Source organism: Streptomyces sp. AK010 (genome assembly GCF_014207295.1).
Classification (GTDB): Bacteria; Actinomycetota; Actinomycetes; order Streptomycetales; family Streptomycetaceae; genus Streptomyces; species Streptomyces massasporeus.
In genome coordinates this window covers 463,704-488,115 of the sequence record NZ_JACHCX010000004.1, presented here as the reverse complement: position 1 = coordinate 488,115, position 24,412 = coordinate 463,704, and the positions used below count along the sequence as shown (strand labels likewise).

The following is a 24,412-nucleotide window of genomic DNA, read 5'->3' as shown; positions in this document are numbered from 1 at the left end:
GCTGGAGCGGCTAGAGAAGCGTCCTGAGCTGGAGCGGCTAGAGAAGCGTCCTGAGCTGGAGCGGCTAGAGAAGCGTCCTGAGCTGGAGCGGCTAGAGAAGCTTCCTGAGCTGGAGCAGGTCCCGCACGCCCGCGTGCAGCTTCACCCGGCCGGAGCCCCAGGCCTTGGCGAAGCTCAGCTCGCCGCCCACCAGGGCCACCAGGTCGTCGCCGGTCATGGCGAGTCTGATCTCGGCCCTGCCGGGAGGCGGTCCCGGCACGGTGTCGTGCACCTCGATCCGCCCGCCGCGCATCCGGCCGACGAAGGTGACGTCGAGGTCCGTGATGTGGCAGCTCACCGAGCGGTCCAGGGCCGCGGCGTCGCGGACGTCCCCTTCGGCGCGCTGCATGTTGTCCGAAAGCTTGTCGAGTGCGCTGCGGCACTCCTCGATCGTGGCCATCGCGGTCGACGGTACCGCAGCGGTTCGCGGTAGCGTCGGGGCATGGACGACGCAGTTCCCGAGGTCCCTCCGGCGGCGGAGGAGGAGCCGGCGTACGACCCCGCCGCCCCCGCTCCCCTGAACGTGCCCCGCACGCCCACCGGCGACGCCGATGTGGACGCCGCCCTGGGCCGGCTCGGCGACGCGGACCACCTCGCCACGGACGGGCATGTCGAGGTGTACGAGGATGTACACCGGGGGCTGCGCGACGCGCTCACCGCGCTCGACGCCCGCCCGGGACCTCCGGCGCCCCCGACGCCGCCTGGACCTAGGAGCTGAACCGAACGTGGCAGGAGTCGCACGTCGCCGTCTGGACGCGGAGCTCGTCCGCCGGAAGCTCGCGCGCTCGCGTGAGCACGCCGCGCAGCTGATCGCCGCGGGGCGGGTCTCCGTCGGCAAGACCGTCGCGACCAAACCCGCCACGCAGGTGGAGACCGCGGCCGCGATCCTGGTGGTCCAGGACGACAACGACCCGGACTACGTCTCGCGCGGCGGCCACAAGCTGGCCGGGGCGCTCGCGGTGTTCGGTCCGCAGGGGCTGCCCGTCGAGGGGCGCAGGGCGCTCGACGCGGGCGCCTCCACCGGCGGTTTCACCGACGTCCTGCTGCGGGCGGGCGCCGCCCACGTCGTCGCCGTGGACGTCGGATACGGACAACTCGCGTGGTCCCTCCAAAAGGATGAACGCGTCACCGTCAAGGACCGTACGAACGTACGTGAGTTGACGCTTGAAGCGATCGATGGGGAGCCAGTGGATCTTGTCGTGGGGGATCTGTCCTTCATCCCGCTCGGGCTGGTCCTGCCCGCCCTGGTGCGGTGCGTGAAGCCGGACGCCGACCTGGTGATGATGGTCAAGCCGCAGTTCGAGGTGGGGAAGGAGCGCCTCGGCAGCGGGGGAGTGGTACGCAGCACCCAGCTGCGGGCCGAAGCGGTACGGGGGGTGGCCGGGAAGGCCTGGGGGCTGGGGCTCGGGGTGAAGGGCGTGACGGCCAGTCCGCTGCCCGGGCCGTCGGGGAATGTCGAATACTTCTTGTGGCTGCGGTCCGGGGCACCGGCACTGGACCCGGCCGAGGCAGACCGTGCAGTGGCGGAGGGGCCGCGTTGACCGAGAACCGAGCTCGTACTGTTTTCCTGCTCGCCCACACGGGCCGGCCCGCGGCCGTGCGCAGTGCCGAGCTCGTGGTGAAGGGGCTGCTGCGCTCCGGGCTGGGCGTGCGCGTCCTGGAGGCCGAGGCGCGGGACCTGCCCCTGCCGACGGAGGTGGAGCTCGTCAAGGAGGCCACTCCGCAGTGCCTCGACGGGTGCGAACTGCTCATCGTGCTGGGCGGCGACGGGACGCTGCTGCGCGGCGCCGAGTTCGCGCGGGCGTCGGGCGTGCCGATGCTCGGCGTCAACCTCGGGCGCGTCGGGTTCCTCGCGGAGGCCGAGCGGGACGACCTCGACAAGGTCGTCGACCGGGTGGTGACCAAGGCGTACGAGGTCGAGGAACGGATGACCGTCGACGTCGTCGTGCACCGCAACGGGGACATCGTGCACACGGACTGGGCGCTGAACGAGGCGGCCGTGCAGAAGGTGTCCGCCGAGCGGATGCTGGAGATCGTCCTGGAGATCGACGGGCGGCCGGTGACGGGCTTCGGCTGCGACGGGATCGTCTGCGCGACGCCCACGGGGTCGACGGCGTACGCCTTCTCCGCGGGCGGGCCGGTGGTGTGGCCGGAGGTCGAGGCGCTGCTGATGGTGCCGATCTCCGCGCACGCGCTGTTCGCGAAGCCGCTCGTGACATCGCCGGATTCCGTGTTGGCTGTGGAGGTTCTGCCCCACATTCCGCCGGGTGTGCTGTGGTGCGACGGGCGGCGGACGGTGGAGCTGCCGCCGGGAGCGCGGGTGGAGGTGCGGCGTGGGGCCGTGCCGGTGCGGCTGGCGCGGCTGCATCACGCGTCCTTCACGGACCGGCTGGTGGCCAAGTTCGCGCTGCCCGTTTCCGGGTGGCGGGGCGCTCCTCACTAGCGGTTTGCGGGGGGGGGGGCCTCTCGTCGGCGGGTGCGGGTGGATTGTGGCTGTTCGCGCAGTTCCCCGCGCCCCCACGACATGGGCGCCGCCACACTCGTGGGTGACAAGAGTGGGCCAGTCGCAATCCGTGGCTGGGACCTCGTAAGGTCGTGTCCGTGTTGGAGGAGATGCGGATACGGTCGCTCGGCGTGATTGACGACGCCGTGGTCGAGCTGTCGCCCGGGTTCACCGCGGTCACCGGTGAGACGGGTGCGGGCAAGACCATGGTGGTCACCAGCCTGGGATTGCTGCTGGGCGGGCGAGCCGACCCCGCGCTCGTACGGATCGGGGCCGGCAAGGCCGTCGTGGAGGGGCGGATCACCGTTCCCCGCGACGCCACGGCCGCGGTACGCGCCGAGGAGGCCGGGGCCGAGCTCGACGACGGGGCCCTGCTGATCAGCCGTACCGTTTCCGCCGAGGGGCGCTCGCGGGCGCACCTGGGCGGGCGCAGCGTGCCCGTGGGCGTGCTGGCCGAGCTCGCCGACGAGCTGGTGGCCGTGCACGGGCAGACCGACCAGCAGGGGCTGCTCAAACTGTCCCGGCAGCGGCAGGCGCTCGACCGGTACGCGGGCGACGCGGTCAGCGGGCCGCTGGCCAAGTACGGCGAGGCGTACAAGCGGCTGCGGGCCGTCTCCGCCGAACTCGACGAGATCACCACCCGGGCGCGTGAACGGGCCCAGGAGGCCGACCTGCTGCGCTTCGGGCTCGACGAGATCGCCGCCGTCGAACCCCGCGCCGGTGAGGACGTGGAGCTGGCCGAGGAGGCCGAGCGGCTCGGGCACGCCGAGGCGCTGGCGTCCGCCGCCGCGGCCGCGCACGCCGCCCTCGCGGGCAACCCGGAGGACCCGGAGGGCGTCGACGCCGGGACGCTCGTCGCGGGCTCCCAGCGGGCCCTGGACGCCGTGCGGTCGCACGATCCGGCGCTGGCCGCGCTCGCGGACCGCATCGGGGAGATCGGGATCCTGCTGCGCGACGCGGCGGGGGACCTGGCGGGCTACGCCGACGACCTGGACGCCGATCCGCTGCGGCTTTCGGCCGTCGAGGAGCGGCGCGCCGCTCTCACCGGGCTGACGCGCAAGTACGGCGAGGACATCGCCGGCGTGCTGGCGTGGGCCGAGCAGAGTGCCGCCCGGCTGACCGAACTCGACGGCGACGACGAGCGGATCGGGGAGCTGACCGCCGAGCGGGACGCCCTGCGGTCGGAACTGGGCGGGCTGGCGCAGGCGTTGACGGACGCCCGGACGGAGGCCGCCGAGCGGTTCGCCGCCGCCGTGACCGCCGAGCTGGCCTCACTCGCCATGCCGCACGCACGCGTGTCCTTCGACATCCGGCAGACCGAGGACCCCGAGGGCGTCGAGGTCGGCGGCCGTCCGGTCGCCTACGGTCCCGCCGGCGCCGACGAGGTCGAGCTGCTGCTCGCCCCGCACCCGGGCGCGCCGCCCCGGCCGATCGCCAAGGGCGCGTCCGGCGGCGAACTGTCGCGGGTGATGCTGGCCGTGGAGGTCGTGTTCGCGGGGACGGATCCCGTGCCGACGTACCTCTTCGACGAGGTCGACGCCGGGGTCGGCGGCAAGGCGGCGGTGGAGATCGGCCGACGGCTCGCACGGCTGGCGAAGAGCGCGCAGGTCGTCGTCGTGACGCACCTGCCCCAGGTGGCCGCCTTCGCCGACCGGCAGCTGCTGGTGGAGAAGACCAACGACGGGTCCGTGACCCGCTCGGGCGTCAAAATCCTCGAGGGGGAGGATCGGGTCCGGGAGCTGTCCCGCATGCTCGCCGGCCAGGAGGACTCCGAGACGGCCCGGGCGCACGCGGAGGAGCTGCTCGCGGCGGCCCGGGCGGACGGCTAGCAGGAAGCCGCGCACGCGCGGTGATGCGGCAAGGCCGGGCGGGTCGCCCGATTTCACTCGTATGGGTGACCCGGCCCGGCGCATTCCCCCGCTGCCGCGCCCCGCTGTCGCGCCGCAGGGGTTCCGGCGTTCCCGGAACCCCCGTATGTCCTGGCATCCTTGGCGGAGTACGCGTCGTGACCGCCCGACCTGAACCAGGAGCCCGGCCACGTGACCCCCGTGAGCAGCCCCTCACCGCACGGCCAGTTGCCGCTGCGCACCGTGCAGGTGCTGGGCGGAGGCAATGCCGCCAGCAGTGCGCATGTGCGCTCGCTGGCCGCGGGGCTCGTCGCGCGGGGCGTGAGAGTCACGGTGTGCGCCCCCTACGAGGCCGACCGCGCTTATGACTTCAGCGGTGTCGGGGCCGACCACGTGCATGTTCCGCGCAGCAGCGACCCGGTGTCGGTGGCGGCCCTGCGGGCGGCCTGCGCCAACGCCGATCTGGTGCACGCGCACGGACTGCACGCCTCCTTCCGCACCGTGCTCGCCCTCAGCGGCCGACGGGTGCGGACCCCGCTGGTCGTGACGTGGCACGACCGGGCGCACGCCGACGGCGCGCGTGCCCATATGCTGCGGGTCCTGGAGCGCAGGGTCGTGAAGGCGGCCACCGTCGTGCTGGGCACGACCTCGCCGCTCGTGGACCGGGCCCGGCTCACCGGCGCGCGGGACGCACGGCTCGCGGCCGTCGCGCTGCCCGGCCCCCGCAGGCCCCTCGAACCCGACGACCCCGACCGGCTGCGGCCCAAGGTACGTGCCGAACTCGGCGCCATCGGACGGCCCTTGCTGATCGCTGTCGGATCCCTGGAACGGCATCGCGGATACGACGTGCTGCTGGACGCCGCCCGCGCCTGGCGCCGGCTCGATCCCGTGCCCCTGGTCGTGATCGCGGGGGAGGGGCCGCTGCGCGGTGAACTCCAGGGGCGGATCGAGGAGGAGGGGCTGCCGGTCCGGCTCATCGGGCGGCGCGACGACGTCACCGATCTGCTCGCCGCCGCCGACCTGGCCCTGCTGCCGAGCCGCTGGGAGGCGCGCTCCGTCCTCGCCCAGGAGGCCCTCCACGCGCGCGTCCCGCTCGTCGCGACGAACGTCGGCGGCATCCCCGAACTCGTCGGCGACGCGGCCGAACTCGTCCCGTACGGCGACGCGAAGGCTTTCGCCGAATCCGTCGTACGGCTCCTCGGCGACCGGACCCGCCGGGACACGCTGACCGCCAAGGGCGCCCGGCAGGCGGCCAGCTGGCCGACCGAGGACGAGACGGTCGCCCAAGTGCTCAGCGTGTACGACGAGTTGACCCAGCCCCGGCCCCTCCCGTAGCAGCCCCGCCAGCCCTACCGGACGTGTCTGCGGGCCCGCAGGGCCAGGCTCAGGGCCAGGACCGTCTGCGGGTCGTCGAGGTCCGTCCCCAGCAACTCCCCGATGCGCGCCAGCCGGTTGTACAGGGTCTGCCGGTTCAGATGCAGCTCCCGGGCCGTCTCCGCCTTGCGCCCGGCGTGGGCGAGGTAGGTCGTCAACGTGGGCAGCAGCGGCGGCCGGGAGCGGCGGTCGTGCTCCAGGAGCGGGCCGAGGGCCCGGTCGACGAAGGCCGCCAGGTCCGGATGGTCCCGCAACCGCCACAGCAGCAGGTCGATGTCGAGGCGGCGGGCGTCGTACCAGGGCCGGTCCGGCAGGCCCTGGGCCGCCGTGGCCGTCTCGGCCGCGTGCCGCAGACCCGAGGCCGCGGCGGGCCAGCCCCCGGCCGTCCCCACGACCACCACGGGCGGCTGCCCGCCCGGCCGCGGCATCCCCGCCCGGCCCACACCGGCCCGCAGCGCCGCCGCGACCCGGTCCGCGACCGCGGCCCGCTCCGACTCCGCCCGCAGCCCGAGCAGCACCAGCACCCGGCTCTCCACCGGCCGCACGCCCAGCAGCACCGGCACCCCCACCGACGCCAGCTCCTCCGAGAGGGCCCGGGCCAGCACCGCCCAGCCGCCACCGGGGGACAGGGCGTCCCCGAGCCGCATCACCACCGGCAGCAGCGGCCCTTCGCCCGGCCGGAATCCCAGCACGCGTGCCTGCGCCGGGGCGTCCTCGGCGCTCACCCGACCCTCGGCGAGGTCGGTGAGGAAGTCGCCCCGCCCGCGCGCCGCCAGTTCCTCCTCCTGGCGGGCCTGCATCAGCACCACGGCCAGGATCCCCGCGGCCCGCTCGGCCGCCATCCGGTGCACCGGCGCCTGGGGCGTGCGCACGGGCAGCAGGACCAGACGCGCCCGGACGCTCCCGCTGCCGGGGCCGCCGCCCGGCACGTCCACCAGCACCGATCCCGCGAGCGGCGGCTCGTCCTTGTGCCGGCCGCGCAGCCCCTCCCACACCTGGAGCGGGTCCGCGCCCTCGGGACCGGCCCCGGCCGCGTACAGCAACTGCCCGTCCGCCGTCTCCAGGAACACGGGATTTCCGGCGAAGTCGGCCAGGATGCCCAGTACTTGGGGCACACCACCGCCGCCCAGCACGGCCTGTGTGCACCGCCGGTGCACCTCCTCGGCGCGCTGGAGCAGGGCGTAGTGGCCGTTGACGATCTCGGTGTGGACCTCCTCCGTGACCGTCACGAACGGCACCTCGCGGTGCAACTGGACCAGTGGCAGCCCGGCCGCGCGTGCCGTGTCGACGAGGGCCGCGGGCAGTCGGGTGAAGCGCGGACCGAGCTCCACGACCAGGGCCGCGATGCCGCGCTCGGCCAGGGTGCGCACGAACGCCCGCTGCTCGGCGGGGCGGGTGCCCAGGCCGTAGCCCGTGGTCAGCAGGAGTTCGCCGCCCTTGAGCAGGGAGGCGATGTGCGGCACCTCTCCGGCGTGCACCCAGCGCACGGTCCGCCCGAGCCGCTCCGCGCCCGCCAGCACCTCCGGCAGCCCGCTGCGCAGCCCCTGCAGCTCCAGCGCCCGCTGCACGGTGATCCCGGCGCCGTGGGTGTCGTAACCGCTGTCCGTCACGCTGTCCATGTGCCGGACGCTACCCGCGCGGGTGCCTCCCGGACATCTCCGGACGGGCACCGGGACGATCACCTACCGGATCCCGCCGTGGATCTCCCCGGATTACCGTGTGTTCGACCGGGTACGGGCGCCCCCATGGACATGAGCGTGGTCGCGGTGGGGCGGGAGGACGACAGTCCGGTCGAGGAGCCGTTGCGGGTCGCGGTGCTCGCCGACCGGCTCGGGTACCGGGAGGTGTGGGCGGGCGAGGGGCCCACGTGGGACTCGTTCGTCCTGGCGACGGCGATCGGCGCCGCCACCGAGCGGGTCGCGCTGACCGCCGGACCCGTGCCGGTGTCGGTGCGCGACCCGCTGACCATCGTCCGGGGCGCCGCCTCCACCGCGGCCGTCACCGGCCGGCCCGTCGGCGTCGCCCTGGGCACCTCCAGCAAACGGGTCGTCGAGGGCGTGCACGGCCGGCCGCGCACCCGGCCCGCCGCTACCCTCGCGGAGTCGGCGGCCACCGTACGGGCGCTGATGGACAGCGTGCCGGGCGAGCCGATCGTGCCCGGCAGCGCCTTCCCGCGCCGGCTGCCGCCGCCCGGCGGCACGGTCACCGTCGCCGCGTTCGGGGAGAAGGCGGTCGCCGCGGCCGTCGCGCACTCCGACCGGATGCTGCTCGACATCGTCTCGCCCGAGCAGGTCCGGGTGCTGCGGGACCGGATGCTCACCGCCGCCGAGAAGGCGGGCCGCACGCCGCCGAGGCTGGCCGCCTGGCTGCCCGCCGCCGTGGATCCGGAGCCGGAGACGCTCACCCAGGTCCTGCGCAGCGTCGTCGGCTATCTCGCCGTGCCGGGCTACAGCGACATGTTCGTCGACGCGGGGTTCGCCCAGGTCGTCGAGCTGGCCGCCAAGGGCGCCGACGCCGACACCCTGCTGCGGGCACTGCCGCCCGAGGCCGCGGGCACGGTCGCCCTCGTGGGCGACACCGACACCGTCCGCGCCCGTATCGCCGCCTACGCCGAGGCCGGGCTGGACGAGATAGCCCTCGTCCCCGCCACGGCCGCGGACCCCGCGGGGGAGCGCACACTCACGGCCCTGAGGCCGGAGTGAGACCCCCGCGAAGGCCGCAGTGAGGCCCACGAGGGGCCGCAGTGAGGCCCCCGCGAGCCGCGTGACACCCCCGCGGTCCGTCCCGCTGTAGGTTCCGGTGAGCCGTGTCCTCCGGAGTTTGAGTGACCTGCGTTTTCACGGCTCGATTCCGCGGTCGTGTCGGCGGCGCGGTCCCGTCTTGATGTCGTTTTCCTCAAAGCCGCGTTATAGGGCCTTGCACGAAGGACGCAATTGCCACAGGGGCTTGAGCCGGGGTGCGCAGGAGGCAGAACTCGTTGCTCTCGGGGTCGGCCAGGACATGCCAACTTTCGGTGCCGGTCTGGCTGATTCCGTCGGGCCTTGCGCCGAGAGCGAGCGGTCGTTCCAGCTCAGCATCCTGGTCGCGGTCGATGTCAGCCAGGCATGGCGACCCGGTGCGCTCGGTGGGTCAGGCCCGCAGGTAAGTGAGGACGGCCAGGACCCTGCGATGGGTCTTGTCCGTCGGAGGCAGGTCCAGCTTGGTGAGGATGTTGCCGATGTGCTTGCCGATCGCCGCTTCGGAAACCACCAGCTCCTTGGCGATCGCGCCGTTGGACTTGCCTTCGGCGATCAGGGCCAGCACCTCGCGTTCGCGCGGGGTGAGCTGCTCCAGCGGATCGCGGCGGCGGCGCAGCAACTGGCGCACCACCTCGGGGTCGACCACCGTCCCACCGTCCGCCACCTTGTGCAGCGCTTCTACAAACTCCTCAACCTGGCCGACTCGGTCCTTAAGTAGATAGCCGACGCCTGTTCCGTCGCCGGAGTCCAGGAGTTCGGCGGCGTACGTCCGCTGCACGTACTGGCTGAGGACCAGGACCGGGAGTGTGGGGCGCTTCTCGCGCAGCCGCACTGCCGCCTGCAGCCCTTCGTCTTGGAAACCGGGCGGCATGCGTACGTCCGTCACCACGATGTCGGGGGCATGCTCCTCGACAGCGGAAATCAGTGCCTGCGCGTCCCCGACAGCCGACACCACCTCGTGGCCGCAGCGGCTGAGCAGGCCGATGAGTCCTTCCCGCAGTAGCACGCTGTCTTCGGCCAGCACTACGCGGAGCGGTCGGCCGCCTCGGTCAACTCGCAAGGAAACTCCACACGCAACAGAGTCGGTCCACCCGGCGGACTGGTCAGGGCAAGTCTGCCATCCAGGACCGATACCCGGTCCGCGAGACCGGTGAGGCCGCTGCCCGCCGAGGGGTCCGCGCCGCCGCAGCCGTCGTCGCGCACTTCGAGGAACAGGCGTCCGTCGCGATGACCGCCGCTCACCTGCGCGCGGTCGGCCCCGCTGTGCTTGGCGACGTTGGCCAGCGCCTCGCAGACCACGAAGTACGCCGCGGACTCGACCGCCTCGGTTGGCCGGCCCGGCAGTTCGAGGTCGACGTCGACGTCGACGGGGACCACGCAGCGGTCGGCGGCGTCGGCGACCGCGGCTTGAAGACCGTAGTCCGTGAGGACCTTGGGGTAGATGCCCTGAATGAGCTCGCGCAGTTCCGCGAGCGCCTTGCCCGCCTCCTCGTGGGCCCTGGTGAGCTGGTCGGCGAGCGGGCCGGGCGGGGCATCGAGGCGGGCCAGCCCGAGGGCCATCGTCAGAGCCACAAGGCGCTGTTGGGCGCCGTCGTGCAGATCGCGCTCGATACGGCGCCGCTCGGCCTCGAATGCATTCACCAACCGGACGCGGGAGCGGGCCAGTTCGACCACCTTGGCACCGAGCTCGCCCTCGCGGGAGGCGATCAGCAGCCGGGCCAGCTCTGCGCGGGCGCCCGCCGTGGCGCCGAGCACGTATGTCCCCAGACCCATCAGGAGCAGGCCCAGTACGGCGACGCTGAACGCGGTCGGCCATGTGGTGACCGTCCACTGCTTGAGCACCTTCGCCTCGTGGCCGTCGCCGACCGTGGCCATCAGCAGCGGGGTGGCGACCATGGACAGCGGGAAGAGCAGGGCGACCATGATAGCCAGGGCGTCGACCGGCCACAGCAGCCCGGCGAACAGCAGCGCGTACCCGAGCTCCCGCCAGGTCCCCTGTTCGCGCAGCCGGGTGGTCAGCCAGGCCCACAGTCCCGGCGCGGTCGGCACCTGGTGTCGGCCGGACACCGGGTTGCGGTCGATCAGGCGCAGCCTGCGCCGCTCCACCCAGGCCACTGGGATCCCGCTGAGGGCGACCACGACGAGCAGGGGCAGCCCCACCAAGACGATGGCGAGCGCACCGCAGACCGCTGCCACCGTCACGATCCCCACCAAGGTGGCGACGCCGATCACCGCGCCGGTGAGCAGATACGCGGCGGCGCGCCAGGGCCAGGCCGACAGCAGGAAGCCCGGCCGGGACATGGCCTGCCACACATTACGAGGGTGCATGTGCATGACCGTAAGTGGCCCCACCGGCCGGTGCCATCGGTCCAGGGTCCGTATCGGGGGTAGGCCTGGCACTACCCCAAGTCTCGTTCGGGCCGTACTGCGTCACGCGGGGCTTCCGCGGTTTCGTGGAGGAACCAACGAGCCAAGGAGCAGGTACTGGTGGGGGAACATATGAGCAACGACGCGATCCGATTGCGCTCCGTAACCCGGCAGTACGGCTCGGGCGGTACGTCCGTCACCGCCCTCGACGAAGTATCGCTCGCCTTCCCGAGGGGGACCTTCACCGCCGTGATGGGCCCGTCCGGGTCCGGCAAGTCGACTTTGCTGCAGTGCGCCGCGGGCCTGGACCGGCCCACGTCGGGCTCGGTCACCGTGGGCGACACCGAGCTGACCAGGCTGAGCGAGACCAAGCTGACCCTGCTGCGCCGCGAGCGCATCGGCTTTGTGTTCCAGGCGTTCAACCTGCTGCCCTCGCTGACCGCCGAGCAGAACGTGGCCTTGCCGCTGCGGCTGGCCGGCCGCCGCCCGGAGAAGGCCCAGGTGCGCGAGGTGCTCGAACAGGTCGGACTCGGCGACCGTGCGCGGCACCGCCCGACGGAGATGTCCGGCGGCCAGCAGCAGCGAGTTGCCCTGGCCCGCGCCCTGATCACCCGCCCCGAAGTGCTGTTCGGCGACGAGCCGACCGGCGCGCTCGACTCGCAGACCAGCCGCGAGGTGCTGACCCTGCTGCGTGGCATGGTCGACCGGGACGGCCAGACGATCATCATGGTCAGCCACGACCCCGTCGCGGCCTCCTACGCCGACCGCGTCGTCTTCCTCGTCGACGGCCGGGTCAACGGTGAGTTGATCGGCGCCTCCGCCGAGGACATCGCGGCGCGCATGACCAAGCTTGAGGCGGCGCCGTGCTGAGCACCACGCTGCGCACCCTGCGCACCCGCTGGGTCACCTTCGTCGGCAGTTTCGTCGCCCTCTCCCTGGGCGTGGCGCTGATCGCCGTGATGGGGCTGGCCCTGGCGTCCTCGCTGGACGCTCCCGACCGGGGGCCGGAGCGGTTCTCCGCCGCGCCGGTCGTCGTCAAGGGCCAGGACACCCTCGAGGTGCCCACCTCGATCGGCGACCGCACCCAGAAGCTCGCGCAGCCGCGTGCCGTGCCCGACGATGTGGTCTCGAAGCTGCGGGACCTCGGGACCGTCGTCGAGGACCGGTTGTTCGCCGTGCGGGCCGAGGGTGGGCCCGCCGATCTGGTGGGCCGCCCCTGGTCCACGGCGGCCTTCGCGCCGTACCACCTCGACGCGGGACGCGCGCCCGAGGCCGCGGACGAGGTCGTCGTCAGCGGTGGCTGGGCCCGTCCGGGCACCCGGGTGCGGACCGACAGCGGCACGGTGCGCGTCGTCGGCACCGTGGCCGGGCTCGGCTTCGAAAACGCCGTGTTCTACACCGACACCCGCGCCGCCGAACTGTCGCCGCGCAGCCTCCAGCTCGTGGTCGACGCTGATGCGACGGCCGTGCGCGAGGCGGTACGCGGCAGCGAGGGCGTCCAGGTCCTCACCGGGGACGCGCGCCGGTACGCCGACGCCGACCCCGACCGGGACAGCGAGGCCCTCACCGCGATGAACGCCATGTTCGGCACGGCCGGCGGCGTCACCGGGTTCGTGTCGGTGTTCGTGGTGGCCTCGACCTTCGCGTTCGCGGTGGCCCAGCGGCGCCGCGAGTTCGGGCTGGTGCGCACCGCCGGGGCGACCTCGGGACAGATCCGCCGCATGGTCGTCTACGAGGCGCTCGCGGTCGGTGCGCTCGCCTCGGCCGCCGGCTGTGTGCTCGGTTCCTACGGGGCTCCGAAGCTCGCCCAGTGGGCGGTCGACGAGAGCCTTGCGCCCCGCTGGTTCACCATCGGCGACTACACCTGGCCGTACCACATGGCGTTCTGGACGGGCCTGTTCGTGGCCCTGTGCGGCGTGCTGGCCGCATCCTGGCGGGCCGGGCGCACCGGTCCCACCGAGGCACTGCGCGAGGCGTCCGTCGACACCCGGCCGATGACATGGGGCCGCTGGCTGTTCGGCGCGGCCCTGCTGATCACCGCCGCCGTGACACTGCCCCTGGCCCTAGCGACGAACCCGGGCGACCTACTGCAGCGCAAGACCTATGTGAGCCGACCGATGCTGCTGATCACCGCAGTCGCGCTGCTCGCGCCGGTGCTGGTGCGGCCACTGGCCCGGCTGATCGCCTGGCTGCCGGCCCAACTGCCGGGCGCTGGCGGAATGCTGGTGCGGGAGAACGCCGCCACCGGAGTCCGCCGCACCGCCGCCGTCGCGGCGCCCGTGCTGGTCACGGTCGCGCTGGCGGGCTCGCTGCTCGGCGCCACTGCCACCCTCAACGAGGCGAAGGCCACCGAGGTGCGCGAGCAGACGGCCGCCGACTTCGTGGTCACTCCGGCGGGCAACGCCGGCTTCGACGAGGCGACGCTGCAGCGGCTTCGGGCCGTGTCCGGTGCCGAGGTCTCGGCGAGTTCGTCGAGCGCCGTGTACGTCCTGGAGGACGGCGTGGCGCTCATCAGGTCGGATGCCAGGGCCGTCGAGCCGGAACCGCTCGCGGCAACGGCCCGTCTCCCGCTCGCCGCAGGGAAGGTGGGCGACCTGGACGACGACTCGATCATCGTCAACGAGGAGTGGGAGAAGCACACCGTGGGCGAGCGGGTGGACGTATGGCTCGGTGACGGCACGAGGAAGTCCCTGAAGATCGCCGCGGTCATGACCATCGGCACCGGCAACAACGGCGTCCACGTCACCCCGCGCAACGCCCCTGCGGCACCCGTCGACCGGGTCGACGTACGCCTCGCGGACCATGCCGACGCGGGCACCGTGGCCGCCAGTCTGCGTCAGACGGTGCGGGCGTCGGGCGGGGAGGTCCTCACCAGGGACGCCTGGGTGCAGGCGACGTACCCCGAGACCAACCGGACGACCAGGATGGGCTTCTTCCTGGTCCTCGGGATCGCTCTCCTCTACACGGGCATCTCGCTGGCCAACACGATGGTCATGGCGACCTCCGACCGGGTCCGCGAGCTGGCTGTGCTGCGGCTGGCCGGCGCCACCAGATGGCAGGTGCTGCGGCTGGTGGGCGCCGAGGCGCTGATGGTGGTCATGGTCGGCGGACTGCTGGGAGCGCTGGTCGCCGGCCTCAACCTGGTGGGCATGTGGAGCGCGCTGGGCCTGCTCTCGGTGTGGACGTCCATCGAGATCCCGTGGGCGACGCTCGCGGCGGCCCTGGGTGCCTGCGCGGTGCTCGCGGTGATCTCGGCGGTCGCTCCGGCCGGCCTCTCCCTGCGCCGTAGGGCGGTGGAGTTGGCAGGCACACGGGAGTGACCTTCTGCCCCCGGCGCCGACCTGCCCGGATGCAGACCTCGTAGATCACAGGCCGAAGGACGCTTCGTTGCCGACTAGTACCGGCTTGATCACCGCCGGACGCGGCTACTTCGGCGGCCCACACGTCCGCTACGTCCTGGACAAGAACCCATGAGTTTCTGATCAATAGTTCTCCCGACCTGGTGTTTCATGGAGCAGTTCTGCTGTTCTGCCGGTGGTTTCGTCCGGTGGGTCTGTCGTTTTCCTCAGCGCCGCGGGTCCTCGGGTAGTCGTGGCAGCGGCTTGATGCGCTGCGGGGGTGAGCGAGTAGAAAGTGCGTCGGCGTGCGGCGGCTGGCCGCTCAGCATGGGTTTCGAGGCGGCTCGTGACCCAGCCGGCTGCTTCCAGGCGCTTGACCTGCTTGTAGGCGGTGTTGAACGGCATGCCGGTGGCGGTGTGGATCTGGGATACGGAGGTTTCCTCGTCGCTGTGGTGCAGCAGGTGGCTGAGGAGAGGGTGCAGAGGTGAGGGGATGTTCAGGCGCTGAGGGGGCGGTGCGTGCGTGTGCAGAACCGTGAGGGCGGCGCGCTCGCCGTCGACGACAACGGTTGCGAAATCGATGGCGTCGGCGGCTGGTAATGGATCAAGGCGAGATCCGAGTGCGTTTTGCATGAGCGACTGGATCTGGCTGTCTTCGAGGTCATGAAGGAGCGTCGCGCCGCGTGCGGTGGGCCGCTGGGGCGCGTGGCGGACGGACCGGTGGAACAGCCGGGTGCCGATGTCCTGCTCGAGCTGAAGGAACTGGCTGGCCAGCACGCTCGGCATGAGGTCGAGATGCCGGGCGGCAGCTGTGAGGCTGGGGAAGGCCATGCTGATCTGGAACCGCCGGAGACGGAGCCAGCCGTGCAGGGTCCCCTCCACCGCCGCCCGAATGTCGCGCGGCACCGATTCATCCAGCTTCGTGATGAACGCTGTCATGCTGCGAGGGCCGAACGGGCGCCGGGGAATACCAAGATCTTCGAGGTGCCGAATGACGACGGTGTGGCTGGTGCCGAGCTCCTGGGCGATGTCTTCGATGCTGCGGGTGCGGTCAAGGTATTGCTCACGGAGCCATTTCTCGTCGTCGATGATGCGAGGACGAGTTCCTGGGTGAACTGGGAGGCCGAGACCCTTTGCGTGCTGGATAACGAGTTGCCGTGGAAGTCCATGGATCTCGGCGATCACGCGGAAAGGTGTTCCGCCTTCTGTGTGCTCGCGCTGAAAGAAGTCGGGGGTCAGAATGGTGCGTCGCCGCTCCTGCACCCGCCAGATCCCGATCCCGGAATTGAGGTCGGTGACGTCGGCGAGCACGTTCTGCCAGGCATCTCGAGCGGCTTCGTTCAAGGGGAGCAGGTCGGAAGCGGACATCGACTCCATGAGCGGCGAAAGGCACTTGTCGACCTTTGTGAAGGTTCGGTCGGCAGCCATCCGCTGATGGACGGGCAGAGCGCTGAGCAGCTCCTGGGCCTGCAGCAGGGGGTGTCCGTGGGGGAGCGCGAGGGCAGGAAGTTCACCGAGATCTGCTCCGCAGACCGTCCTGCGGCCCGTGCGGCGCATGCAGTGCCCGGGCGGGTGCAGGTGAACGGACCTGGGCAGGAACACACGCGGCTCGGTGTGACAGCTGGGGCAGCGTCTGTGGAGAAGTGCTTGGTGCTTGGTGCAGGCGAAGGTCCAGGGCAGCCACCAGCGGATCGGGAAGCGTCCTTGCCCTTCGCTCAGGCACTGGGGACAGAAGCGCCAGTGAGGGGCCCGGCGCCCGAAGAGGGCGGTGGGGACGACGGACTGCTCAAACACTCCAGCACGCAGGTTCAGCTGCTTCTTCAACCGTTGGGACATTTCCGGAGGCAGCCCGGTCAAGAGGTGGTGAGTGCGTTCCTGCGTCGGCAGCCCGAGCGCGTCCAGCAGCGCGGACAGCGATGTCCAGGAGCGACGGGCGAGTGCCTCCAGCCAGCTGTCCAGGCTCTCGCCGGGCTGGGGCAGGACGCGGATCGCCAGAGTCCGGGGTTCACTCACGACGCCTTCTTCCGCTGCTGCCCGGGCCGGCTGACGAGCCTTCCGGCCTCGAGCGCGTCCTGCCATTCCCGGCGGGCTCGTTCGGACGCGGCATCGTTCTTCACCCGGTCCAGTAGTTGTGTGTCCAGGCGCTCGACGCCGGTGCGTACGGCTCTCTGACAGCCGCGGTTGACCAACGTCATGAGCGAGCCGATGTGTCCGGTGCTGCGGGCGAAGAGATAGTCGGACAGGTCATCCGCGATCATGCCGGGGTGCCTGTCCGAGAGGACGACGCGTTCCTCGATCGCGAGGAGGGTGTCGCGCCAGCCGCGGCGTCCCATTTCGGTCTTGATGTCGAACGGTTCCATGCCCAGCCGTGTCGTGCGGCGTCCGGTCTGGGCGAGGACCGCGTCCTCGTAGCTTGCTCCCTCACTGAACAGGCCCCGGTTTTCAAGGCCGACGCCGACCATCAGCAGGGTCACCGGGAATTCGTTGGCGATGTATTTGAAGTGGTTGCTGACCTCGATACCGCTCTTGTTTCGCCATTTCAGGAAGTGCAGGTCGTCCACGATCAGCAGCTTTGTCTCTGCGGACAGAACAGAATCGAGTGCGCGGTAGCCGAATTCGGCAGTCGTGCCGCGGTGGCGGCCGGGGTGACTGAAATACTCCAGAATGGCCCTGTTGAAATCGCGCATTCCGGTGTTGCTGGTCAGGCCGACGCGGCAGACCGGCCAGCGCTCGTGGCCGTCGTCGGTGTACTTGCCTTCTTCCTTGATGATGCGGCGGTGGAGCTTGCGGGCGAAGGCGAGCACGGCGGTGGTCTTGCCCAGACCGGGGAAGGCGTCGAGGGCGATCCCGCCCTTGACCTTGTCGCCGTCCTGGTCGTTGCTGTCGAAGATGTCCCACAGGTCTTCGTGCAGTGCCTGCATCTGCGGGGTGTCGAGCGGACCGAGGTTCGCGTGCCACTTGCGGCGGGCGCGGTTGTACTCGGTCAGCGCCTCATCACCCAGCTTCTTCAACTGCCGACGGGACAGCAGCTCCGGACGTACTCGTCGTGGAGCATTGGCGAACCGGTCGAAGCCTTCCTTGCGGGACAGCGTGAGGTGGTCCAGCCGGGTGCGCAGATCGGCTTCCTCCGCCAAGGAGCGCGGCGCCTTACTCATCGTCATCAACGTCCTTCAAAGCCGTGGCGTAGAAGTCGAGTTCTTCGCCCAGCTCTTCCAGACCGTCCGCATCGTCATCCCCCTGCTCATCGTTGCAGGACTCGATAGCCGGCGCCGAGGGCTGTTCGGGAAGGGACAGCACGCGGGCGACCGACGGCAAGACGTCGACCTCGCAGCCTGCCGGGCCGACGGCCCCCGTGACGGGGCCATGGACCGCCTCTGCCTCCACCAGGACACCGCGGGGGATCCCGTGATCGGGCCAGGCCGCTTCCTTCGGCCAGTTCTCCGGGACGGGCCGGGGCCGGTAGGTCTGGAACAGGACGGCTGCCGCGTCGACGGCCTTCGTCGACACCGGCGTGACCCGGATGCCGGTGATGCAGCGGGTGTACCAGTCCATCGCGACCGTCAGCTCAGCCTGCACCCACTTCAGCGTCACCGGGTCGAAGGCGAAGACATCCAGCCGCGTGGTGTCCATCAGCACGTACTCACCCGGCCGGGTGGGCCGCAGCTTCCCGTAGACGCCAGTGGGACGATCCGCGATCTCGCGGTTGCGCTTCGTACTCAGCCGGAACGTCGGATGACGCCGGTCAAGCTCGTGCATCCACCGATAGCCCGCCGTCCGCTTCGGCAGCGGCACCACCTTGGGCCCGAAACGCTCCTCCAGCCTTGCCTCGACTCGCTCCAGCACGAGCTTGATCGAGGGCCGGGACTCCTCCTCGTACTCGCCCAGAACCTCTTCAGCCGCCTCCACCCAGCGCGGATCGGCATGAGACAGCCCGCCCTCCGCCTGAGCCCTCTTCGGGACGAGCCCCGCCTCACCGCTCTCGACAAACGCGCGTGCCCAGCGCTCCACCGACCGCACGGTCACACCCAGCTCGGACGCCTTGGCCGCGTACCGCTTCCCCAGCGAAAGGCCGGGAGCGTACTCAGGCCGCGGCTCACCGGGCCTCGCCAACTCCACGGAACCCGATCGGTAACCCGTCAGCGTCTCCCGGACATGCTCGGCTCGTTCCAGCACATCCTTGCGTTCCTCCTTGGTCAGCCGGGCCAGCACCACGGAGACCAGGTCCCCCTCGTCGTCGGCGGCCGGCCCCCGGTCCTCAGGGATCACCTCAGCCCGGTCCGAGGTCAGCAGTTCCCGTACCGACATCCGCACCAGCCGGTCACGGGCGTCCTTGAGGATGACCTCCATGCCCGTGGCCAGGCTCGCGAACTCCACGACCTCGACCGTCTCGCCGTCGAGCCGAAAGCGCGTGCCGACACCAAGCCGCGTTCCCGCCCCGCTCATGCGGCCCTCCTCAGCACGTGCCCCGGGCTGAGCGGCCGGTCCAGCTCCGTCGTCACGTGCCCCGACCACAGCAGGTGCAGCACCGCCGACTTCACCAACGGCCGGGGCCGGTCGGGCAGCAGCCGGAAAGCCTCGCCCAGCGAGAGTCCCTCCAGCTCACAGGCCCGTAGACCGTCCAAGAGGCCCGGATCGAACAGCCAGTGCCTGCGGTAGCCGGCGAGGAAGCGGACGCGTTCTCCACCTCATGAGGATCCGGCTCGCTCCAGACCTCGTAACGCCATCCGCGGGAGGCGACCGCCGCACGAGTCCACGCGAACGTGAACGCGACCTTCGGCCGTTCCAGTCGATGCCGTGGCTTGACATCCACGACTACCGGCCCGTCATCGGTCAGCAGCAGATAGTCCGGGATGTGCCGCCGCTGCCTGCCCTCGACGACGGCCTTGAGCAGGAATGGTTGAGCGACGACGTGCCGGACGTCCGGGGCGAAGTCCGCGAACAGCAGCCGCGCCAGCTCCAGCCGCGACTCGTAGATCACGTGGTCGCGTACCGTCGCCGCCCAGTACGTCCCCGAGTAGTGCTGCTGGCCCTTGTACCAGCGGAACGTCCGCCACGGCTGTGCGTGCCGCAGGAGGTCGAGGGGCGCGGACGCCCACTCCAAGTCCTCCACCACACACTCGTCGGCCTGCCGGACACTCACCTGTACCGACGCAGCCAGATCTGTCGTACTCACCGGGCCCCACCTCGCGTTCTCCACGGTGGCCTGATCGGCCACCGAACGCCGTGGGCATGCCCCGGTCGTCTGCGTTGATGACGACCGGGACGGTCCGGTACACGAAGAGTGGAACTACTTGAGTTAGAGGCATGAATCCCGCTCACCTGTCGTATCCGACACGGCTACGACATCCCCGCGCGGAATCCGACACGGGGAACGGGATCCCACACCGCTCAGCCGCCGTACGCGCCCGAAGCCGTCAGACGCAGGGCCGTGTCGATGAGCGGCACGTGGCTGAACGCCTGCGGGAAGTTGCCCACCTGGCGCTGCAGGCGCGGGTCCCACTCCTCGGCCAGCAGACCGAGGTCGTTGCGCAGGGACAGCAGCTTCTCGAACAGCTTGCGGGCCTCGTCCACGCGGCCGATCATCGCCAGGTCGTCGGCCATCCAGAACGAGCAGGCCAGGAACGCGCCCTCGTCGCCGGGCAGACCGTCGACGTTCTCGTCGCCGCTGGTGGTCGGGTAGCGCAGAATGAAGCCGTCCGACGTGGACAGCTCACGCTGGATCGCCTCGATCGTGCCGATGACCCGCTTGTCGTCCGGCGGCAGGAAGCCCATCTGCGGGATCAGCAGCAGGGAGGCGTCCAGCTCCTTCGAGCCGTACGACTGTGTGAAGGTGTTGCGCTCCTTGTCGTAGCCCCGCTCGCACACGTCCCGGTGGATGTCGTCGCGCAACTCGCGCCAGCGCTCCAGCGGGCCGTCCGCGTCACCGGACTCGATCAGCTTGATGGTGCGGTCGACCGCGACCCAGGCCATCACCTTGGAGTGCACGAAGTGGCGGCGTGGGCCGCGCACCTCCCAGATGCCCTCGTCCGGCTCCTGCCAGTGATCCTCCAGGTAGCGGATCAGCTTCAGCTGGAGCAGCGAGGCGTAGTCGTTGCGCGCGAGGCCCGTCATGTGGGCCAGGTGCAAGGCCTCGGTGACCTCGCCGTACACGTCCAGCTGGAGCTGGTGGGCCGCGCCGTTGCCGACCCGGACCGGGCCGGAGCTCTCGTAGCCCGGCAGCCAGTCAAGCTCCGCCTCGCCGAGCTCGCGCTCGCCGGCGATGCCGTACATGATCTGCAGGTTCTCCGGGTCGCCGGCCACAGCCCGCAGCAGCCACTCGCGCCAGGCGCGGGCCTCCTCGCGGTAGCCGGTGCGCAGCAGCGAGGACAGCGTGATCGCCGCGTCGCGCAGCCAGGTGTAGCGGTAGTCCCAGTTGCGGACGCCGCCGATGTCCTCCGGCAGGGAGGTGGTCGGCGCGGCGACGATGCCGCCGGTCGGGGCGTACGTCAGGGCCTTCAGCGTGATCAGCGAGCGGACCACGGCCTCCCGGTAGGGGCCGTGGTACGTACAGTGGTCGACCCACTCGCGCCAGAAGTCCTCCGTCGCCTCCAGCGACTGCTCCGGCTCCGGCAGCGGCGGCGGCTCCTTGTGCGAGGGCTGCCAGGAGATCGTGAACGCGATCCGGTCACCCGGCGCGACCGTGAAGTCCGCGTAGGTCGTCAGCGACTTGCCGTAGGTCTCCGCGGATGTGTCGAACCACACGGAGTCGGGGCCCGCCACGGCCACCGTGCGCCCCTCGTGCTTGTGCACCCACGGCACCACCCGCCCGTAGGAGAACCGCATCCTGAGCGCCGAACGCATCGGCACCCGGCCCGAGACGCCCTCCACGATCCTGATCAGCTGCGGGGCGCCGTCACGCGGCGGCATGAAGTCGGTCACCCGGACCGTGCCCCGCTGAGTGTCCCACTCGGACTCCAGGATCAGCGAGTCGCCCCGGTAGCTGCGTCGCGCGGCGGTGGGGGGCTGCTGGTCGGAGGCGTACGCGGGGCCCAGCCGCCAGAAGCCGTGCTCCTCGGTGCCCAGTAGGCCGGCGAAGATGGCGTGCGAGTCGAAGCGGGGCAGGCACAGCCAGTCGACTGTGCCGTCCCGGCAGACCAGAGCGGCGGTCTGCATGTCTCCGATGAGTGCGTAGTCTTCGATGCGCCCGGCCACGTGCAACTCCAGTCGAACGGCCACGTCACCCCACGAGGGGGCTGTCGCTAGTGCGGTCAAGGGGGGGGTTTCAGCAGGTCTTGCGTTGCGTCATTGAGCAATGAAGCAAAACAGGTCACTCAGCCGTGATGCAAAGCGCCAATTGTTGCTCAACGAACTGACGAGCTCACGTTGTTCCGGTGGTTACGGGCGGGGGTGGTGCCGTTGGGCCGGACGGGCTCGGCAGCGAGTGTCCGAGCAGGATACGACGCACGCAGATGATCCGGGTGCCCGTCCAGGCAAGGTGGGTACGCCGAACGAGTGAGCAACGGGTGAGGGACCGGTGACGGTGATCGCCTCCGTGTCGGGATGTGTGCGGAGCGTGGCCGGAAGCCACCGCCCCGCGGCGCTGATACGCTGGTAGCCCGTGGACCGGTGGGCCCCTTCCCGACAGGGAACCCCCGAACCGCAGCGACGGCGCCCCGGAGTTTTCCGGCAGGCAGCCGCACCGCACCCCCAGACCGCGACCACGGGAGCCCCGTCTTGGCCATGCCGCCCGCCGCTTTTCGTAATTCGACGACCAAGCACATCTTCGTCACCGGGGGTGTCGCCTCCTCGCTCGGCAAGGGCCTGACGGCCTCCAGCCTCGGCATGCTGCTCAAGGCCCGCGGGCTGCGCGTCGTGATGCAGAAGCTCGACCCGTATCTGAACGTCGACCCCGGCACGATGAACCCCTTCCAGCACGGTGAGGTGTTCGTCACGAACGACGGCGCCGAGACCGACCTGGACATCGGCCACTACGAGCGTTTCCTCGACCGCGACCTCGACGGCTCCGCCAACGTCACCACAGGTCAGGTGTACAACTCCGTGATCGCCAAGGAGCGGCGCGGCGAGTACCTGGGTGACACCGTGCAGGTCATCCCGCACATCACCAACGAGATCAAGCACCGCATCCGCCGCATGGCGACGGACGAGGTCGACGTCGTGATCACCGAGGTCGGCGGCACGGTCGGCGACATCGAGTCGCTGCCGTTCCTGGAGACCGTCCGGCAGGTCCGTCACGAGGTCGGCCGTGACAACGTCTTCGTCGTCCATATCTCGCTCCTGCCGTACATCGGCCCCTCGGGTGAGCTGAAGACGAAGCCCACCCAGCATTCGGTTGCGGCCCTGCGCAACATCGGTATCCAGCCTGACGCGATCGTGCTGCGCTGCGACCGCGAGGTGCCCACCGCGATCAAGCGGAAGATCTCGCTGATGTGCGACGTCGACGAGGCCGCCGTCGTGGCCTGCCCCGACGCCCGCTCGATCTACGACATCCCGAAGACCGTGCACGGCGAGGGCCTGGACGCCTACGTCGTCCGCAAGCTGGACCTGCCGTTCCGCGACGTGGACTGGACGACCTGGGACGACCTGCTCGACCGCGTCCACAACCCCGACCACGAGATCACCCTCGCGCTGGTCGGCAAGTACATCGACCTGCCCGACGCCTACCTGTCGGTCACCGAGGCGCTGCGCGCCGGCGGCTTCGCCAACAAGGCCCGCGTCAAGATCAAGTGGGTCACCTCCGACGACTGCAAGACCCCGGCGGGTGCGGCCCAGCAGCTCGGCGACGTCGACGGCATCTGCATCCCCGGCGGCTTCGGCGACCGGGGCGTGCTCGGCAAGGTCGGCGCGATCAGGTACGCCCGCGAGAACAAGATCCCGCTGCTCGGCCTCTGTCTCGGCCTGCAGTGCATCGTGATCGAGGCCGCGCGCAACCTGGCCGACATCACCGACGCCAACTCCACCGAGTTCGACCCGGCCACCGGCCACCCCGTCATCTCCACCATGGCAGAGCAGCTCGACATCGTCGCCGGTGAGGGTGACATGGGCGGCACCATGCGGCTCGGCATGTACCCGGCGAAGCTGGCCGAGGGCTCGATCGTGCGCGAGGTGTACGACGGCAAGGAGTACGTCGAGGAGCGCCACCGGCACCGCTACGAGGTGAACAACGCCTACCGGGCCGAGCTGGAGAAGAAGGCGGGCATCCAGTTCTCCGGCACCTCCCCGGACGGCAAGCTCGTCGAGTACGTCGAGTACCCGCGCGACGTCCACCCCTACCTGGTCGCCACGCAGGCCCACCCGGAGCTGCGCTCCCGGCCGACGCGTCCGCACCCGCTGTTCGCCGGGCTCGTCAAGGCCTCGGTCGAGCGGAAGACTTCGAAGTAACACACCAGTTGTACGGTGGCCGGGGTGCATCCCTTCAAAGGGTGTGCACCCCGGTTTCGTTTGGGCAGGTCGCGCGGCACGTGGAAGGACAGGCATGACGATCAAGGACACCCCGGAGGAGTGGGAGATCCGGGCGACGGAGACCCCCTTCACGGGCAACAAGACCTCAGTCCGCACCGACGACGTGGTCATGCCCGACGGCACCGTGGTCGGCCGTGACTACCAGGTCCATCCCGGCTCCGTGGCCGTCCTCGCCCTCGACGAGGCCGACCGCGTGCTGGTCCTGCGCCAGTACCGCCACCCCGTGCGCCACAAGCTGTGGGAGATCCCGGCCGGACTGCTCGACGTCCCCGGCGAGAACCCGTTGCACGCCGCGCAGCGCGAGCTGTACGAGGAGGCGCACGTCAAGGCCGAGGACTGGCGGGTGCTGACCGACGTCTACACCACGCCCGGCGGCTGCGACGAGGCTGTCCGGATCTTCCTCGCGCGCGATCTGTCCGAGGCCGAGGGCGAGCGCTTCGCGGTCGAGGAGGAAGAAGCCGACATGGAACTCGACCGGGTGCCGGTGGCGGACCTCGTCCGGGGTGTCCTGGCCGGCGAGCTCCACAACAACTGCCTCGTCGTGGGCGTGCTGTCCCTGGTCGCCGCGCGCGGTGGCGACGGCCTGGACGCCCTGCGTCCGGCACAGGCGCCCTGGCCGGCGCGTCCGTTCGAGGCGTAGGCGCTCCGCTGGGTGCTGCGAGGGGTTTGTGCCGCGCGGGTCGTCGTTCGGGTGCGGCCGCGTCGTGGCTTGGCGCGCCCGCGCGGCGGAGCCGCAGATCAGGCACA

19 protein-coding genes and 1 pseudogene are annotated in these 24,412 nt (G+C 71.0%); 10 read left to right on the top strand and 10 right to left on the bottom strand.

From position 1 onward, the window contains the following. Window positions 1–91: 91 nt before the first annotated feature. The gene (locus HDC93_RS11030; RefSeq protein ID WP_185009622.1) at window positions 92–439 is read right to left on the bottom strand and encodes a sterol-binding protein; all 348 of its coding nucleotides are present in this window, start codon (window positions 437–439) and stop codon (window positions 92–94) included. A 42-nt stretch (window positions 440–481) separates the two neighbouring features. On the opposite strand from HDC93_RS11030, the gene HDC93_RS11025 reads away from it, so the two are divergent. From HDC93_RS11025 to HDC93_RS11005, 5 genes are all read left to right on the top strand, one after another. Then, window positions 482–757, top strand: coding sequence for a hypothetical protein (locus tag HDC93_RS11025; protein ID WP_185009620.1), 276 nt, complete (start codon window positions 482–484; stop codon window positions 755–757). Window positions 758–764: 7 nt separating this feature from the next. After that, window positions 765–1,580, top strand: a complete 816-nt coding sequence (locus tag HDC93_RS11020) for a TlyA family RNA methyltransferase (RefSeq protein ID WP_185009618.1) — start codon at window positions 765–767, stop codon at window positions 1,578–1,580. After that, the gene (locus HDC93_RS11015; RefSeq protein WP_185009616.1) at window positions 1,577–2,482 is read left to right on the top strand and encodes an NAD kinase; all 906 of its coding nucleotides are present in this window, start codon (window positions 1,577–1,579) and stop codon (window positions 2,480–2,482) included. The genes HDC93_RS11020 and HDC93_RS11015 overlap by 4 nt, the downstream gene beginning before the upstream one ends. Window positions 2,483–2,652: 170 nt before the next feature. Next, window positions 2,653–4,371, top strand: coding sequence for a DNA repair protein RecN (recN, locus tag HDC93_RS11010; protein WP_185009680.1), 1,719 nt, complete (start codon window positions 2,653–2,655; stop codon window positions 4,369–4,371). Window positions 4,372–4,581: 210 nt separating this feature from the next. Then, complete coding sequence (locus HDC93_RS11005) at window positions 4,582–5,724, top strand: glycosyltransferase family 4 protein (protein ID WP_185009614.1); 1,143 nt, start codon at window positions 4,582–4,584, stop codon at window positions 5,722–5,724. A 14-nt stretch (window positions 5,725–5,738) separates the two neighbouring features. Here the strand turns inward: HDC93_RS11005 and HDC93_RS11000 are convergent, their stop codons facing one another. Further along, the gene (locus HDC93_RS11000; RefSeq protein ID WP_185009612.1) at window positions 5,739–7,382 is read right to left on the bottom strand and encodes a PucR family transcriptional regulator; all 1,644 of its coding nucleotides are present in this window, start codon (window positions 7,380–7,382) and stop codon (window positions 5,739–5,741) included. Between the two features lie 126 nt (window positions 7,383–7,508). On the opposite strand from HDC93_RS11000, the gene HDC93_RS10995 reads away from it, so the two are divergent. After that, a complete protein-coding gene (locus HDC93_RS10995; protein WP_185009610.1) occupies window positions 7,509–8,465 on the top strand; it encodes an LLM class F420-dependent oxidoreductase in 957 nt (318 codons plus the stop codon). 204 nt (window positions 8,466–8,669) lie between these two features. Here the strand turns inward: HDC93_RS10995 and HDC93_RS10990 are convergent. From HDC93_RS10990 to HDC93_RS10980, 3 genes and pseudogenes are all read right to left on the bottom strand, one after another. Then, window positions 8,670–8,853: pseudogene (locus HDC93_RS10990) on the bottom strand (VOC family protein); the annotation flags it as partial. Window positions 8,854–8,892: 39 nt separating this feature from the next. Further along, on the bottom strand, window positions 8,893–9,525 hold the full coding sequence (locus HDC93_RS10985) for a response regulator transcription factor (protein WP_185009608.1): 633 nt from the start codon (window positions 9,523–9,525) through the stop codon (window positions 8,893–8,895). Beyond that, window positions 9,525–10,802 carry a sensor histidine kinase gene (locus HDC93_RS10980; protein WP_185009676.1) on the bottom strand — a complete coding sequence of 426 codons (1,278 nt, stop codon included), beginning with the start codon at window positions 10,800–10,802 and terminating at the stop codon, window positions 9,525–9,527. The genes HDC93_RS10985 and HDC93_RS10980 overlap by 1 nt, the downstream gene beginning before the upstream one ends. A gap of 198 nt (window positions 10,803–11,000) precedes the next feature. Here HDC93_RS10980 and HDC93_RS10975 point away from each other — a divergent pair, with 198 nt between their 5' ends. Beyond that, complete coding sequence (locus tag HDC93_RS10975) at window positions 11,001–11,738, top strand: ABC transporter ATP-binding protein (RefSeq protein ID WP_185009674.1); 738 nt, start codon at window positions 11,001–11,003, stop codon at window positions 11,736–11,738. Continuing rightward, the gene (locus HDC93_RS10970; RefSeq protein WP_185009606.1) at window positions 11,732–14,188 is read left to right on the top strand and encodes an FtsX-like permease family protein; all 2,457 of its coding nucleotides are present in this window, start codon (window positions 11,732–11,734) and stop codon (window positions 14,186–14,188) included. Before HDC93_RS10975 ends, HDC93_RS10970 begins: the two co-directional genes overlap by 7 nt. A 162-nt stretch (window positions 14,189–14,350) precedes the next feature. Here the strand turns inward: HDC93_RS10970 and HDC93_RS10965 are convergent, their stop codons facing one another. The 5 genes from HDC93_RS10965 to HDC93_RS10945 all read right to left on the bottom strand — a co-directional run bounded on the left by HDC93_RS10965 (window position 14,351) and on the right by HDC93_RS10945 (window position 21,397). Continuing rightward, entirely contained in the window at window positions 14,351–16,219 is a 1,869-nt protein-coding gene (locus HDC93_RS10965; RefSeq protein WP_185009604.1) for a TniQ family protein, read from the bottom strand. Further along, window positions 16,216–17,367, bottom strand: a complete 1,152-nt coding sequence (locus tag HDC93_RS10960) for an AAA family ATPase (RefSeq protein WP_185009602.1) — start codon at window positions 17,365–17,367, stop codon at window positions 16,216–16,218. The genes HDC93_RS10965 and HDC93_RS10960 overlap by 4 nt, the downstream gene beginning before the upstream one ends. Then, entirely contained in the window at window positions 17,354–18,649 is a 1,296-nt protein-coding gene (locus HDC93_RS10955) for a helix-turn-helix domain-containing protein (RefSeq protein ID WP_185009600.1), read from the bottom strand. Before HDC93_RS10955 ends, HDC93_RS10960 begins: the two co-directional genes overlap by 14 nt. A gap of 91 nt (window positions 18,650–18,740) precedes the next feature. Continuing rightward, a complete protein-coding gene (locus HDC93_RS10950) occupies window positions 18,741–19,379 on the bottom strand; it encodes a TnsA-like heteromeric transposase endonuclease subunit (protein WP_311774532.1) in 639 nt (212 codons plus the stop codon). A 215-nt stretch (window positions 19,380–19,594) separates the two neighbouring features. Then, window positions 19,595–21,397 carry a glycoside hydrolase family 15 protein gene (locus HDC93_RS10945; RefSeq protein ID WP_185009672.1) on the bottom strand — a complete coding sequence of 601 codons (1,803 nt, stop codon included), beginning with the start codon at window positions 21,395–21,397 and terminating at the stop codon, window positions 19,595–19,597. Between the two features lie 528 nt (window positions 21,398–21,925). Here HDC93_RS10945 and HDC93_RS10940 point away from each other — a divergent pair. Beyond that, window positions 21,926–23,584 carry a CTP synthase gene (locus HDC93_RS10940; RefSeq protein ID WP_185009670.1) on the top strand — a complete coding sequence of 553 codons (1,659 nt, stop codon included), beginning with the start codon at window positions 21,926–21,928 and terminating at the stop codon, window positions 23,582–23,584. A gap of 94 nt (window positions 23,585–23,678) precedes the next feature. Continuing rightward, a complete protein-coding gene (locus HDC93_RS10935; RefSeq protein ID WP_185009599.1) occupies window positions 23,679–24,305 on the top strand; it encodes an NUDIX hydrolase in 627 nt (208 codons plus the stop codon). Window positions 24,306–24,412: the final 107 nt, after the last annotated feature.

What these genes read in the sequence shown, in the direction of transcription:
- HDC93_RS11030 (WP_185009622.1), bottom strand. Translation starts at nt 439, where the DNA reads ATGGCCACGATCGAGGAGTGCCGCAGCGCACTCGACAAGCTTTCGGAC.
- HDC93_RS11025 (WP_185009620.1), top strand. Translation starts at nt 482, where the DNA reads ATGGACGACGCAGTTCCCGAGGTCCCTCCGGCGGCGGAGGAGGAGCCG.
- recN (WP_185009680.1), top strand. Translation starts at nt 2,653, where the DNA reads ATGCGGATACGGTCGCTCGGCGTGATTGACGACGCCGTGGTCGAGCTG.
- HDC93_RS11000 (WP_185009612.1), bottom strand. Translation starts at nt 7,382, where the DNA reads ATGGACAGCGTGACGGACAGCGGTTACGACACCCACGGCGCCGGGATC.
- HDC93_RS10995 (WP_185009610.1), top strand. Translation starts at nt 7,509, where the DNA reads ATGGACATGAGCGTGGTCGCGGTGGGGCGGGAGGACGACAGTCCGGTC.
- HDC93_RS10980 (WP_185009676.1), bottom strand. Translation starts at nt 10,802, where the DNA reads ATGTCCCGGCCGGGCTTCCTGCTGTCGGCCTGGCCCTGGCGCGCCGCC.
- HDC93_RS10975 (WP_185009674.1), top strand. Translation starts at nt 11,001, where the DNA reads ATGAGCAACGACGCGATCCGATTGCGCTCCGTAACCCGGCAGTACGGC.
- HDC93_RS10960 (WP_185009602.1), bottom strand. Translation starts at nt 17,367, where the DNA reads ATGACGATGAGTAAGGCGCCGCGCTCCTTGGCGGAGGAAGCCGATCTG.
- HDC93_RS10955 (WP_185009600.1), bottom strand. Translation starts at nt 18,649, where the DNA reads ATGAGCGGGGCGGGAACGCGGCTTGGTGTCGGCACGCGCTTTCGGCTC.
- HDC93_RS10940 (WP_185009670.1), top strand. Translation starts at nt 21,926, where the DNA reads ATGCCGCCCGCCGCTTTTCGTAATTCGACGACCAAGCACATCTTCGTC.
- HDC93_RS10935 (WP_185009599.1), top strand. Translation starts at nt 23,679, where the DNA reads ATGACGATCAAGGACACCCCGGAGGAGTGGGAGATCCGGGCGACGGAG.